This is a genomic window from Sphingomonas lycopersici (genome assembly GCF_026130605.1).
Classification (GTDB): Bacteria; Pseudomonadota; Alphaproteobacteria; order Sphingomonadales; family Sphingomonadaceae; genus Sphingomonas; species Sphingomonas lycopersici.
The window spans coordinates 25326-38226 of sequence record NZ_JANFAU010000012.1 but is presented as its reverse complement, the minus strand read 5'-3'; the positions used below and the strand labels follow the sequence as shown (position 1 = coordinate 38226).

At 70.5% G+C, this 12901-nt stretch carries 14 protein-coding genes; 1 reads left to right on the top strand and 13 read right to left on the bottom strand.

The window, feature by feature from the left end; translation table 11 throughout:
* Nucleotides 1–110 precede the first annotated feature (110 nt).
* The 13 genes from NED98_RS18705 to NED98_RS18645 form a co-directional block, all read right to left on the bottom strand.
* A complete protein-coding gene (locus NED98_RS18705; protein ID WP_265270257.1) occupies nt 111–425 on the bottom strand; it encodes a GTA-gp10 family protein in 315 nt (104 codons plus the stop codon).
* Entirely contained in the window at nt 422–820 is a 399-nt protein-coding gene (locus tag NED98_RS18700) for a phage tail tube protein (protein WP_179513180.1), read from the bottom strand. Before NED98_RS18700 ends, NED98_RS18705 begins: the two co-directional genes overlap by 4 nt.
* Nucleotides 820–1215 (bottom strand): DUF3168 domain-containing protein, encoded by a 396-nt coding sequence (locus tag NED98_RS18695; protein ID WP_265314031.1) that lies wholly within the window; start codon nt 1213–1215, stop codon nt 820–822. The genes NED98_RS18700 and NED98_RS18695 overlap by 1 nt, the downstream gene beginning before the upstream one ends.
* Nucleotides 1212–1394, bottom strand: coding sequence for a hypothetical protein (locus tag NED98_RS18690; protein ID WP_265314030.1), 183 nt, complete (start codon nt 1392–1394; stop codon nt 1212–1214). Before NED98_RS18690 ends, NED98_RS18695 begins: the two co-directional genes overlap by 4 nt.
* Nucleotides 1391–1912, bottom strand: a complete 522-nt coding sequence (locus NED98_RS18685) for a head-tail connector protein (RefSeq protein WP_265314029.1) — start codon at nt 1910–1912, stop codon at nt 1391–1393. The genes NED98_RS18690 and NED98_RS18685 overlap by 4 nt, the downstream gene beginning before the upstream one ends.
* Before the next feature lie 115 nt (nt 1913–2027).
* Complete coding sequence (locus NED98_RS18680) at nt 2028–2294, bottom strand: spike base protein, RCAP_Rcc01079 family (RefSeq protein ID WP_179513176.1); 267 nt, start codon at nt 2292–2294, stop codon at nt 2028–2030.
* Nucleotides 2295–2473: 179 nt separating this feature from the next.
* A complete protein-coding gene (locus NED98_RS18675; RefSeq protein WP_265314027.1) occupies nt 2474–3484 on the bottom strand; it encodes a phage major capsid protein in 1011 nt (336 codons plus the stop codon).
* 205 nt (nt 3485–3689) lie between these two features.
* Entirely contained in the window at nt 3690–4070 is a 381-nt protein-coding gene (locus NED98_RS18670; RefSeq protein WP_179513175.1) for an HK97 family phage prohead protease, read from the bottom strand.
* Complete coding sequence (locus NED98_RS18665; RefSeq protein ID WP_179513174.1) at nt 4058–4351, bottom strand: DUF6127 family protein; 294 nt, start codon at nt 4349–4351, stop codon at nt 4058–4060. The genes NED98_RS18670 and NED98_RS18665 overlap by 13 nt, the downstream gene beginning before the upstream one ends.
* Nucleotides 4348–5442, bottom strand: a complete 1095-nt coding sequence (locus tag NED98_RS18660) for a phage portal protein (RefSeq protein WP_179513173.1) — start codon at nt 5440–5442, stop codon at nt 4348–4350. The genes NED98_RS18665 and NED98_RS18660 overlap by 4 nt, the downstream gene beginning before the upstream one ends.
* Before the next feature lie 94 nt (nt 5443–5536).
* On the bottom strand, nt 5537–8476 hold the full coding sequence (locus tag NED98_RS18655) for a hypothetical protein (RefSeq protein WP_265314026.1): 2940 nt from the start codon (nt 8474–8476) through the stop codon (nt 5537–5539).
* Nucleotides 8477–8717: 241 nt separating this feature from the next.
* Complete coding sequence (locus NED98_RS18650; RefSeq protein WP_265314025.1) at nt 8718–10046, bottom strand: DNA-packaging protein; 1329 nt, start codon at nt 10044–10046, stop codon at nt 8718–8720.
* Nucleotides 10043–10513 (bottom strand): hypothetical protein, encoded by a 471-nt coding sequence (locus tag NED98_RS18645; RefSeq protein WP_179513171.1) that lies wholly within the window; start codon nt 10511–10513, stop codon nt 10043–10045. The genes NED98_RS18650 and NED98_RS18645 overlap by 4 nt, the downstream gene beginning before the upstream one ends.
* 497 nt (nt 10514–11010) lie before the next feature.
* Between NED98_RS18645 and NED98_RS18640 the strand changes: the two genes are divergently transcribed.
* Complete coding sequence (locus NED98_RS18640) at nt 11011–12789, top strand: chloride channel protein (protein ID WP_432423342.1); 1779 nt, start codon at nt 11011–11013, stop codon at nt 12787–12789.
* Nucleotides 12790–12901 lie beyond the last annotated feature (112 nt).

Here is a 12901-nt window from a genome sequence, read left to right as displayed (position 1 = left end):
CCGCCAGCCCCGCAAGCCGCGCGGCGCGATCGGCGAACGACGGGGCGCTCCCTCCCTCTTCTCCCCTCCCTTGTTCAAGGGAGGGGAGCAGGAAAGTGGAAGCGACGTGCTCACCGCCCCGCCAATATCTGCCCGAGCAGCACGCGCAGCGCCGGGGTCGCCGCCGCGAGCCCGCCCGCCGCGACCGCCTCGCCGAGCCGGTCGCGGGTCAGCCCCTCGGGCGGCGCGTCGAGGCAATGCCAGAACAAGGCGACCATCTCGCCCAGCGCCAGTCCGCCCGACGCGGCACGTTCGACCAGCGCGAACAGCGGCCCCAATTCCTGCTCGGCGGCGACCAGCGCGGCAAAGCTCGGCCGCAGCACGAGCATCTCGCCCGCGACGCGGATCGCCGCCTCGCCGCGCGCCGGATTGGCCGGCGCGGTCATGCCGCCGCCACCGCGCCGGAGCTTTCGAGGCCCAGCGAATAGGATCGCTCGCCGTTGAAATCCCCGGCATAATCGAGCCGAACGACGAGGAACCGGCCGGTCATCGTCTCGCCGCCCTCGAAAGTCAGCCGGTAATCGTCGAGCGTTCCCGCCAGCGCATTGGCCTTGACCCGCGCCTCAGCCGCCGATCCGGTAAACACCCCCGCCGCCGAGACGCTGACGCTGCGCACCCCCGCGCCCGACAGCAATTCGCGCCACCCGCCCGAGCCCTTGTGGGTGATCGCCACCGCATCGCCGTTGACGCTCAATTGCGTCGTGCGCATCCCCGCCACGGTCTGCCAGCCGCTCTCCCCGCCGATCTTGAGCAGGAACGCGCTCCCTTTCTCCACCGCCATCATTCGCCCTCCCGATAGAGCCGCACGACGAACTCGCTCGTCGCCACCCAGCGATCGCCCGGCGCACGCGCGACGCGGCTGCGCACGAAGCGCAGGGTCGCCACCCGCCACCCGTCGCCCGGCGCCGCCGGCACCGCCTCGACCGCATCCTCGATCCGCGCCGCCAGCGCGCGCAGCCGCGCCGGCCGCTCGCCGCCGTCATAGGCCGCGACGACGATGCGCCCCTCGCACCCGCGCCAGTCCTTGGTGCTCCAGTCGACCAGCTCGGGCTGCTCGACCACGACATGCGGCAGCGCGGCGCGCACCGGCGGCGCGTCGAACACCGCCGCCGCATCGCCCAGCGCCACGCGCAGCGCCGCGACCACCGCCGCCTGCGCCACCTCGCGCGCGCTCACCGCAACAGCCCCGCCGGCCAGCGCAACGCGGCGAGCACCCCGCGCCCGACGATCGTCACCCGTGCGCCGTCGCGCGTCACCCGCGCCCCCGGCAGCGCCACCCGCGCCGCCAGCCGCTCGGCGACGCGCACCGCGCGCCGCGCGCCGGCCCGCGCCGCGATCTCCGCCCAGCGGGTCACGATCGCCGCTCCGTCGCCAGCCGCATCCGGCGATATGGCCGCCACAAAGCGGTGACCGCCGCCGGCGGCTGGGTCGCGCGCCCGCGGTCCTCGTAGAGATGCGCGATCAGCGCGACGACACCCTGCGCCAGCGGCGCGGGGAGCCCCGCCCAGTCCGCGGCGAGCCCGGCGGTGTAGCGCACCGTCACCCGCCCGACGCGCGCGCGCGCGAACCGCACCCAGCCGCGCGCGTCGCCGTCGATATCGATCGCATAATCGGCCGGCGGCAGATCGCCGACCGCGTCGATCGCGCGCACCGGCGCCTCGGCGAGCAGCCGCCACGCCGTCGCGGCGGGGATCGCCTCCTCCACTGCGCGCGCGATGAGGAGAGTGCCGGTGAACGCCTCGCCGATCAGCAACGCGCTCGCGGCGAATTGCGCCATCACCCTCGGCTCGTCGTCGCCGGGGCTGCGCAGGAAATCGCGCGCCGCCGTGACCGCCCCGGCGATCGCCGCGGGCGGGATCGGGGCGGCGCTCATCGCCCGCCCCCTTCGCCAATCTGTGCCATGTCGAGCCCCCCGGTTCGAAAAGTCGAAAAGCGTCGCCCCCTTCTTCTCCCCTCCCTTCACAAAGGAGGGGAGCAAGGAGGGGCGGCTAGTAAAGCGCGAGCATGTCGCCCGCGGTGGTGCCGGTCGCGCGGACATATTGCGCGCGGAACCGCAGCACCGTGCCCGCCGGCACATTCTTCCAGATCTGGTCGCCGGTGTCCGCCGCCCCGCGCATCACGATCGTCCCCCCGGTGCCGACATACAGCGCCTTGGGGATGTCGCTCAGCGCGTTGACGTCATGCGGCACCACCGCGACCGCGCGCCGCGCCGGCGTCCTCAACGTATCGGCGTTATTCGCAAATGGATCGGCCATGTTGCCCGCTCCCTCTCGTCTTTTCCTTAAGATGGCCCGGCCCCCGGCCGTCATGCCGGGCTCGACCCGGCATCCAGAGTCACGAGCCGTGACGGCTGGGGCTCTGGATGCTGACTTTCGTCAGCATGACGCCGGTGGTCAGGGCCGAAATTGCCCTTTCGCACGGATGTTGCCGCCGCTCAGGCCGCGGCGAATTTCATCAGCTTGATCGCGTTGCTGTCGGCCACGCCCCCGCCGATCCGCTTCGTCGCGTAGAAGCTGACGAACGGCTTGTTGCTATAGGGATCGCGCAGGATCGCGGTCTCGCTGCGCTCGGCGACGAGATAGCCGGCGCGGAAATTGCCGAACGCGATCGACAGCGCATTGGCCGCGACATCGGGCATGTCCTCCGCCTCGACCACCGGATAGCCGAGCAAGGTCGCCGGCTGGCCCTGCGCGAGGCTCGGCTGCCACACGAACGCGCCGTCGGCGGTCTTGAACTTGCGGATCCGCGCCAGCGTCGCGGCATTCATCACGAACACCGCGCCCTGGCGATAGGGCGCGCGCAGGCTCTGCACCAGATCGATCAGCCGCTCCTGCGGGTTGGTCGAAAAATCCCCTGCCGCCCCCGAGGGCAGATATTGCAGCGTCCCGAACGCGCGCGTCGCGTCCCCGGTCGCCGCGACCGGCGCCTGGAGAAAGCCCTTCGGCCGGTTCGTCCCGTTCCCGCTGACGAACGCCGCGCCCTCGGCGCGTGCGAATTCGGTCGCGATCTCCTCCGCCAGCCATTGCTCGGCATCGAACATCGCATCGTCGAGCATCGCCTGAGTCGCGGTCGGATTGGCATAGAGCTCGCCCATCGGCGGGGCGATCTCGACGAACGACGGGGTCGCCGTCTCGGGGCGCGGCGCGGTCTCCGACGCCCAGCCGGAGGGAGTGCCCCCGGTGGTGATCAGCTTGCGATATCCCGCCGACCCCACCTTGACGACATTGGCGATCGCCCGGATCGGCGAGATCGACTTCAACGTCGCATCGATCCGCGCGTCGATCTCCCTGGGCATCGCGAAACCGCCGGCATCGCCGGTCACCCCGGTAAACGCCTTCATCTCGAGCGTCGCGCCGCTGCGGACATAATTGTCGAACGCCGCGCTCGCCGCTTTCCCCGCCGCCGCGCCTTCCAGCACCGGCCGCGCCATCACCGTCTCGTCCATACACGCCTCCCCCAGCCGGCCGTCAGCCGGCGAAATATCGGAGCCCGTCTCCGATCGAATTTTTGATCCATCCCGCCCGGCGTCAGACCGTCATGCCGGGCTCGACCGGGCATCCAGAGCCACCAACGCTGCCGCCCGTGGCTCTGGATGCCGGATCAAGTCCGGCGTGACGAAACGGCGTCGGCGGAGCCTGGATCACGCCAATCTAATCACTGGAAATCCACTCCACCCGCGCCGCGGGCTGCGCCGGCTGCGCGACGAGGCTCACCTCGATCAGCTCGGCGGCGACGATTTCGCGCCACGCGCCCTGCCGCGTCGTCACCGGGCGATAGCCGACCGACAGCCCGGCCAGCCCGCGCCCGCGCACCAGCCGCGCCGCCGCCGCATCCTCGATCGTCGCCTCGATCCACACCCCCAGCGCATCCTCGCCGATCGCCGCGATCGTCCCCACCGGGGGCCCGCGATGCTGGGCCAGCAGCGGCACCGGGCGGAGTGCGCCGAACAAACCGCGCCGCATCACGTCGCCCGTCCGGTCGACGCGGTCATAGACCGCGGCATGCCCGCGGATCCGCGTCACTTCACCCATTGGCCGAACCCGAATTTGACCGCGATCGCGGTGAGCAGCAGCGCCGCGAGCCACCCCGCCGCCGCCTTCCACGCGCTGCGCTTGGCATCGCGCCACGCGGCGAGCAGCGCGCGCAGCTCGGCCACGTCGCGCACCGCCTCCTCGTCGGCGAGCCCGAGCCGGGTCAGCGCGCGGGTCGCGGCAAGCTCGCCGGCTTCCTCGGCGATCGCGCGCAGCGTCGCCAGATCGGTGCCGCCCGCCGACCCTTGCGCGATCAGCTGCGCCAGGATCCCCGCGGTCATTGCCCCCACCCCACCATCTCGCGCTTCTCCGCATCGGTGATGAACGTCGCCGCGGAGACCATCCGCCACAGCCGCTCGCGATCCTCGACCAGCGCCGGCACGCGATCGGGATCGACCGCGAGCCGCGCCTCGGGGAACCACGCCGCCAGCCCCGCGGCCAGCGCCGCGAGGATCGCGTCCGCCAGCGGCAGCACGGTCGTGCGCCACAAGGCGCGGTTGGCCTCGCGATAATTGGCGTAGGTCGCGTCGCCCGGCAGCCCGAGCAGCATCGGCGGGACGCCGAACGCCAGCGCGATCTCGCGCGCCGCCGCCGCCTTGAGCGCGATGAAATCCATATCGGCGGGGGAAAGGCTCAGCGGCTGCCAGCGCAGCCCGCCTTCGAGCAGCATCGGCCGCCCGGCATTGCCCGCCCCGGCGAACCCCGCCTCCATCTCCTCCTTGAGTCGGCCGAATTGCTCGGCCGACAGCGCCGATCCGTCGCCGGGATCGTAGACCAGCGCGCCGGACGGGCGCGCGGCATTGTCGAGCAGTGCCTTGTTCCACGTCGCCGCGGCATTGTGGATCGCGATCGCCGCCGATGCCGCGCCGAGGCAGCCGAGCCCGTAATGATCGTCGAGCGGGTTGAAGCTGCGGATATGGATCACCTCCTCCGCCGCCAGCCGCGTCGTCCGCCCGCCGACGCGATAGACATAACCCGCCGGCCAGCCGGTCGCGTCGAGCTCGATCGTCACGCGTTCGGGGCGCAGCGGATAGAGCGCCGCCGCCTCGCCCTCCGCATCGCGCAATATCTGGACGAAGGCATTGCCGTGGAGCAGCAATTGCGCCGCGATCACCCCGGGCAGCCGCTCCCCCGCCACGCGCGCGCCGATCAGCCGCGCGAGATCGGGCGCCGAGGCATCGACCGGCGCGCCGCCGACGCTCTCCGCCACCAGCCGCACCGCGCGCTGCGCGACCGCATTGGCGGCATAGCCGGTGCGGACCTGCGCCTCATAACCCTGCGGCCAGCGCCCGGCGGCGTCGAAATAGCCGTGCCCCCGCGAAAGCGCCGGGCGCGACGCGTCGCGCCCGGCTTTCCAGCCGAACAATCTCATGTTGGTCTCCTCGGACAATGAACCCCGCCCCGCCTGTGCCTGTCGTGGGAGGCACAAGCGGGGCCATTTCGCCCCCATACCTGGCGGACGACCTTTACGCGCCGACTCTCACCGTCGCGGCCGGCGGATTGGCATAACCGATGCTGTTGGCGATCGAGATCGTCGGCTTGCCGGCGGCGGTCGCCTGAACGTCGAACGATGCGACGCGCGCATTCTCCGCCATCGCGAAGCTCGGCCCGCCGACGAGGGTCAGCCCCGCACCGAGCGTCGGAGTCACCGCCAACGCCTCGTTCGAACCGATCGCACGGACCGTCACCGTGAAGGTGCCGCCGACCGTGACGCCGACCGGCAGTGGATCGATCGCCAGCGTCAGTTTCGGCCCCTGCCCCGGCGGGTTCGCCCAGCTATAGCTGGCGAGCGTGGCCGAGCTGGTCCAGTCATTGTCGGTGCCGCGGTTGCGCACCGCGGTCTCGCCGAGCAGGAAGAGCGCCGGCTTTTTCCCGGTGAGCCCCATGCCGTTGATGCCGAGCGTTTCGGGCGAGAGCAGCCCCGGGTTGGCGACGATATTGGTCCCCGTGCCGGTGCCGTCGTCCGCGAGCAGGCTTTCGCCCGCCCAGACGCCGAGCCCGTGGAATTCGGGGATCGGGATACCGTCGGCGAAGGTGATGCCGTTGTTGGCGTGCTTATAGTCCCACGCGATATCGACCGTCACGTTCTGACTGATGGTCGTGAACGTTTTCTTCGGCACGGTGGGGTTGGCAACATCATAGACCACCAGCCCGGCGTTGTTCGCCGGCAACGTCAGATCGACGACGAAGAAATGATCGTAGACGACGCCGTAGCTCAGCGTTCCGGTGTTGATCGACCCGACTTGGCCGCCAGCAGGACTAGCGAAGCACCAGTTGATCGAATAGCCGCTTGCATTGGTCGTGATGCTCGGTCGGAAGGTACGACCGCTGGTGCCGATCAGGAAGTTCTTGTTGCTCGCGTCGACCGTCGGCCGGTTGACCGCGAAGCGCGCCCAGATGATGCCCTTCTTCTTCTGCGTCGCGATCGCGCCGGGCAGCACCGCGGTGGTGCCGGTGCTCGAACGCTGCCACTGCCCGGTCTCCGGCTTCGCACAGATCGGGAATTTCCACGCGCTCTTGGTGGTGACGCTCCACGATTGCGACTGGCCGCCGATCTTGTAGAGGAAGGTCGTGGCAGTCGACGCCGTCGACGCCGAGGTGGCGCGCAGCTGCAGATGTTTGCCGTCGTGCACCGTCCCCGGCGCGCTCGTCCAGCATTGCAATTCGCACACGCCGTCGAAGCTCACCTCGCGCCATTCGAGCCCGGGGGTGACCATCTCGATCGTCGCGGTCGAATCGAAATCGCCGACATGCAGCCGTTCCAGCGCCGAGGTCACCGGCACGCCGATCTCGGCCGCCGTCACCGGTGCCGGCTCGCCGTGCATGCTGATCGTGCTGAAATCGTCGCGCGCGGCGAGGAACTCGGCGATCGTCGCATAAGGTGATGAGGGCTGACGATATTTCTTATAGCTCTCGGCGACGCTCGCGCTCGTCCCCGCGCCGTCGACCGCGGCGCCCGCCGGCACCCCGGCGCCGGTCTTGATGTTGATCAGCTTCGGCGCCGCGCCGGCGGTCACCCCCAATACCGCGGCATTGCTGTCCTTGATCAGCCCCCGGCTCGCCGGCCCGTAGCCCGGCTTGCCGAGCCAGAGGAGATTCCCGCTGCCCGTCGGCACCGCACCGGTGCTGGTCCGGTCGATCACCGTCGGCGCGGAGGGAACCCACAGCCCCTGCAGCCGCTCGTAATGCGGCGAATGGACGTCAAGCGAGGTCACTTTGTTCTGCGCCGCCGCGATCATGCTGTCATAGATCTTGACCTGGGTCATCGGCCCGGCGCCGCCGAAATGCGATTGCATCGACGAGCGGTTGGGCTTGCCGATCTGCGCACCCACATCGTTAATCGCATTCTTGATCTGGATGCGCACGCCGTAATCGCCGTTTGCGGAAAGATGTTGATCGAAATCGATGTGCGGATTGCCCAGATCGCCGCCCGCCATGCCGCCGCACCCGGTCATCACGATCCCGCGGAACCGCATCTTCTGGAACTCGGTCTGCGCCATCGAATTGGGCGCCCGCATCTGCCCGGTACGAATCCAGTCACCGTACAGATTCTCGAACCACACCATATCGAGCAGCCCGTCGAACGACTTCCCGGCGGGGCAATCGAAATTGATGCCGAAACCGAGGTTGCGGACGCTGCTGTTCTTGACCGTCACCTTGCGCGCGGCACGCGCCACCAGCCCGGCCGGCATATAAGCGCGGACATTATACAGCACGTCGGTGCCGATCGCGGAGTCGAAGCGCTTGTTGCGATAGGTCGTTTCGCCCGGCCACAGCCCACGGCCGGTCGCCTGATAGGCGGTGAAGCCGTTGGCCGCATCCTTCGCGCCATCGGCGCGCGCGATCCCGATGCTGTTCTGATAATAGGTTTTCGGGCAATCGCCGAAGCCGTCGCTGGCGGACGGGAGATATTCGGCCGGCCCCTCGAAATGCATGTCCTCCATATGGACTTCCAAGGTGGACGCGCTCTCGTTGTACGCGCGGAAGAGCAGCAGCGCGCCCGCGGTATAACCGATGCCGGGCCAGGTTTCGCCCGCCCCCAGCCAATCCGGCTCGCGCGGCAATTTGACGTTGAAGTTCCTGAAATCGAACAGCCCGCCGCTGAGCGCGCTGCTATATTGGTTGAGCACGCCGATCATCGTCACCGGCGAGACGGCGCGCATGCGGTAATTCACCGGCGGCTCCCCGATGCCGGCCAGTCCGCACGGATCGGGAACCAGCGTCGGTTCCTGTTCGCAGACGATCGTAAATGCCTTGTTGGGCGTGAACCCGCCCCCGACGAGCCCCCAGTCGATCACCGTGTCGGTTTCGGTCGGCACGACCTTGGTCGTGTCGCCCGACATAAAATCGGTGCCGCTGATCAACGCCTTGACCTGGCTGGGCAAAATATTGGTGTAGATGGTCATGATTGTATCCCCCCGACTTTGCTGTTGCCGCCGTCCCATTCGATCGGCCCCGGCGGCAGTGCGCCGGGGACGGTGGTGGCGGGTGGTCGTTTTGCCATCGGCTCCTCCATGAAATGGATGTGAGCGTTCGGCCGACGCGGCCTGCGCCGTCGTCGTGGGGGGTCCGCACGCGAGACGGCCGGCCGCGCTCGCGCGTGCCGGACCGTTCGATTGAACGTTCTGTTGCCAGTCTCCTAGTGTCCTAAAGCCCGCGTATCGCCGCCGCGCCGCGCCGTCCGAGCATCAGCTCGGTCAGCGCCCACACCAATGCGTCGGCGCGGTCGGGCGAGCGCCCCGGCCCTTCATAGCCGCCGCCCGCCTGCAGCCCGCACAGCTCGTCCTCCAGCGCGGGGAAGGCGCCGGCGTGCCACACCTTCCCCGCCTCGTAGAGCGCGGCGACCGGCTCGGCGCGCGCCGCCTTGCCGCGGCTGGCGTGGACCAGCCGCACCGGCAGCGCGGCATCGGCGGCGAGCAGGGTCGTGCGCACCATCTCCCCGCCCTGGTTCTTCTCCGCGACGACGCGGTCCGCGCCGCGCCGTGCCGCGCATGCCGCGACCGCGCGCGCCCAGCCCTCGGGGGTCGCGCCGACCACGCTGGCATCCTCGAGCACATAGCCGCGCCCGTCGCCGCCCAGCGCCACCGCGACGACGCCGCACGCATCGCCGCCGACCCCCGCCGGCGGATCGACCCCGACCACCACGCGCACCGCATCGGGCACCACCCGCACGCGCCGCGCCTCGATCAGGCCGCGGGTCCACAAGGCGCCCGCCACCTCGTCGATCAATTCGCCCTCCAGCTCCTGCCGTCCGAGCATCGTCCCGGCATAGGTCTCGGCCATCGCCGCGACGAAACTCGCCGGCAGGTGCGGATTGTCCGCGGTGCGCCCGTGCGTCTCGACCACCCCCGGCAAGGCCATCACCCGCCGCATCAGCCGTGTCGGGCGCGGGGTGGTCGTCACCAGCACGCGCGGGCGCGCGCCGAGCCGCATCGTCAGCATCAGATTGTCCCACGCCGCCTCGCCGCCGCGCCCCCATTTGCCGAGCTCGTCGCACCACGCATGATGATGCTCGGGCCCGCGCAATTTCTCCGGCGCGGTCGCGGCATAGAGCGTCGCGCGCGCGCCGTTGGGCCAGCGCACCACCCCGGCGCTCGCCTGCCAGTCGAGCGGCTCGTGCTCGCGCGCCAGCGCGATCAGCCCGCTCGGCCCCTCGATCATCACCCGCCGCACGTCGTCCACCGTCGCGCCGACCAGCGCGAACCGCCCGTCCGGCGTCGCACGCGCCAGCGCACCGAGCCATTCGGCCCCCGCGCGCGTCTTGCCGAAACCGCGCCCGGCGCGGATCAGCCAGACCCGCCAGTCGCCCGGCGGGGCAAGCTGCCCGTCATGCGCCCAGGCCGCCCAGCGATCGCGAAACTCGCGCCGCTGCGCCGGGGTCATCGCGCGGATCGCCGCGAGCCGATCGCGCGGCGGCAGCGCAAGCAAGCGGTCGACGATCTCGGCGGTCGGGTCGACACCGCCGCGGCGGGTCATATGTCTTTCGCCTGCTTCGCCCGCCGCGCCTCGATCACGGCGAGCTTGGCGAGGATCGCGCGGTCGCTGTCCTCGGGCACGGCATAACCGGGCGTCCGCGCCGCCCGCCGCCCGGGCTTGCCGGGCGCGTGACGATGCTGGGCGAGCAGCTTGAGCGCCAGATCCACCGAAACCGGCGGCGCGCCGCCGCGATCGATCGCGTCGCGATCGTCACCCGCCAGCGCCTGGCCGACCAGCGCCAGTTCGAGCACCTCATAGCCGAGCGCGAGCGCTTCGCTCCACTGCGCAGCGAAATCCGCGTCGCGCCGCCGCCAGCGATAGGCGGTCCGCGCCGTCACCCCGCCCGCCGTGGCCGCCGCCGTCACGTTGCAGGTCACCGACAGCATATCGAAAAACGCCTCGCGCTTCGCCGCCGGCCAATGCCGCGGATCGTCGCGCCGCGGCGCGGCTTGCCCCTCCTCGTCCATGTGAACCCGTCCTGCGCTGAACCCGAAACGGAAACGGGCCGGGCGCGGAAAACCCCACGCGCCCGACCCGTTCCCCGCCGACGCGCGCCTCGCCGCCCGTCCGGGGCGAGTCGCAATTCGTCAGCGTTCCCGTTATGTACCCAAACAGCGTCGCGCTGTCAAGAAAAATGTTCCTATTTGGTTCTCTCGCCGCGCCACCGCCACCCGCCGTCACCCCGGCCTTGAGCCGGGGTCCATTGTGCCGCACGTTCTACGACCAGAGCCTCTCGCCCCGCGCTTGCCTCCCGATGGACCCCGGCTCAAGGCCGGGGTGACGAGAGAGGGGTAACCTCTCAACCGTTCGGGCTGAGCTTGTCGAAGCCCTGCCCTTCCTTCCAAGGAGGAAAGACAGCCCTTCGACAAGCTCAGGGCGAACGGGAATTGCCGGCTCCTCTAATTATCCCCGCCCCAATCCCACCGATGGACATCGCCCCGCATCGGGCACATGGCTGGCGATCATGCGTGGCGCCGCGCCTTTCCTTCCCCCCAACCCGCGCCTGCTGCGCCGCGCCCCGGCGTGGATGCGCTGGTTGCGTCGCCGCGTGCGCGCGAGCGAATTTTCGTTCGTCGCGCTGGCGATCCTGGTCGGGATGGCGGCGGGGCTGGCGACGGTGGTGATCGGCAGCCTCGCGCGGCTGCTCCAGCATGTCCTGTTCGGGCTGCCGGCCGACGTCCGGCTCAGCGGCGCGCCGGGGCTCACGCCGGCGCAGCTCCTCATCCTGCCGGTCGGCGGCGCGATCCTCGCCTTGTTCGGCTGGGCGGTGCGCGCGCGGCGCCGCGCGCTGGTCGACGCGGTCGAGGCCAATGCGCTCCACGGCGGGCGGATGAACGCCGCCGACAGCGCGGTGATCGCGGGGCAGACGATGCTGTCGAACGGCTTCGGCGCCTCGGTCGGGCTCGAGGCGGCCTATGCGCAGATCGGCGCGCTGTTCGGCTCGCTCGGCGGGCGCTGGCTCAGCCTCCGGCGCAGCGACATGCGCACCTTGGTCGGCGCGGGGGCGGGGGCGGCGATCGCGGCGGCGTTCGGCGCGCCGATCGCGGGGGCGTTCTACGCGTTCGAGATCGTCATCGGCGCCTATACCCCCGCCGCGATCGCGCCGGTCGCCGCGGCGTCGCTGGCCGGGGCGCAGGTCGCGCAGCGGCTCGGGGTCGTGCCCTATATCGTCCATGTCCAGCCGGGGCCGGCGATCCATACCTTCGGCTATATCGTCTATGGCGGATTGGCCGCGATCTGCGCGCTGTACGGGATCGCGCTGATGCGGGCGGTGGCGGCGGTGGAGGCGCAGGCGCGCGGCTGGCTGGCGGGCTGGGCGCGCCCGGCGCTCGGCGGGGTGCTGCTGATCCCGATCGCCGCCTGGTCGCCGCAGGTGCTCTCCGCCGGGCATAGCGCGCTGCATATCGACATGATGACCGCGCTGCCGATCGCGTTCATCGCCGCGGTGCTCGTCGCCAAGAGCCTCGCGTCGATCGTCTCGCTCGGGTTCGGCTTTCGTGGCGGCTTGTTCTTCGCCTCCTTGTTCCTCGGCACATTGATCGGGCACCTCTATGCCGATGCGCTGGCGTGGATCGTCGGGGTGCCGATCCTCGATCCGGCCAATGCCGCCTTGGTCGGGATGGCGGCGCTCGCGGTGGCGGTGGTCGGCGGGCCGTTCACGATGGCGATGCTGGTGCTCGAGGCGACGGGCAATTTCAGCCTCACCGGCGCGGTGCTCGCCGCCTCGCTCGTCTCGAGCACGATGGTCCGCGAACTCTTCGGCTACAGCTTCTCCACCTGGCGCCTCCACCTGCGCGGCGAAACGATCAAGAGCGCGCGCGACGTCGGCTGGACCAAGGCGCTCACCGCGGGGCGGATGATGCGCCGCGGCACCGCGCGTGCGCCGGCGTCGATCAGCATCGCCGAGCTGCGCCGCCGCTTCCCGCTCGGCGCGACGAGCCGCGTCGTGCTGGTCGACGACGCCGATCGTTATGCCGGGATCGTCGCCACCGCGGTCGCCTTTGCCGAGGGGGTCGACCCCGATGCGCCTGCCGCCGCGCTCGCGCATGCCACCGCGGATATGCTGTCCCCCGAGATGGATCTCGGTGCGGTGATGAAGGCGTTCGACGCCGCGCAGAGCGACGAGCTCGCGGTGCTCGATCCGGCGGGTCAGGTGCTCGGGATCGTCACCGAAACCTATGTCCACCGCCGCTACGCCGAGGAACTCGACAAGGCGCAGCGCGACCTGTTCGGCGAGGCATAGAGCCGCCTCCCGTTAGACGGGAATCACGGCCCCTGCGTTCGGGCTGAGCTTGTCGAAGGGCGCCCCTATTTCGCGACGGACAGGACACCCTCACAAGCTCAGCGCGACCGGT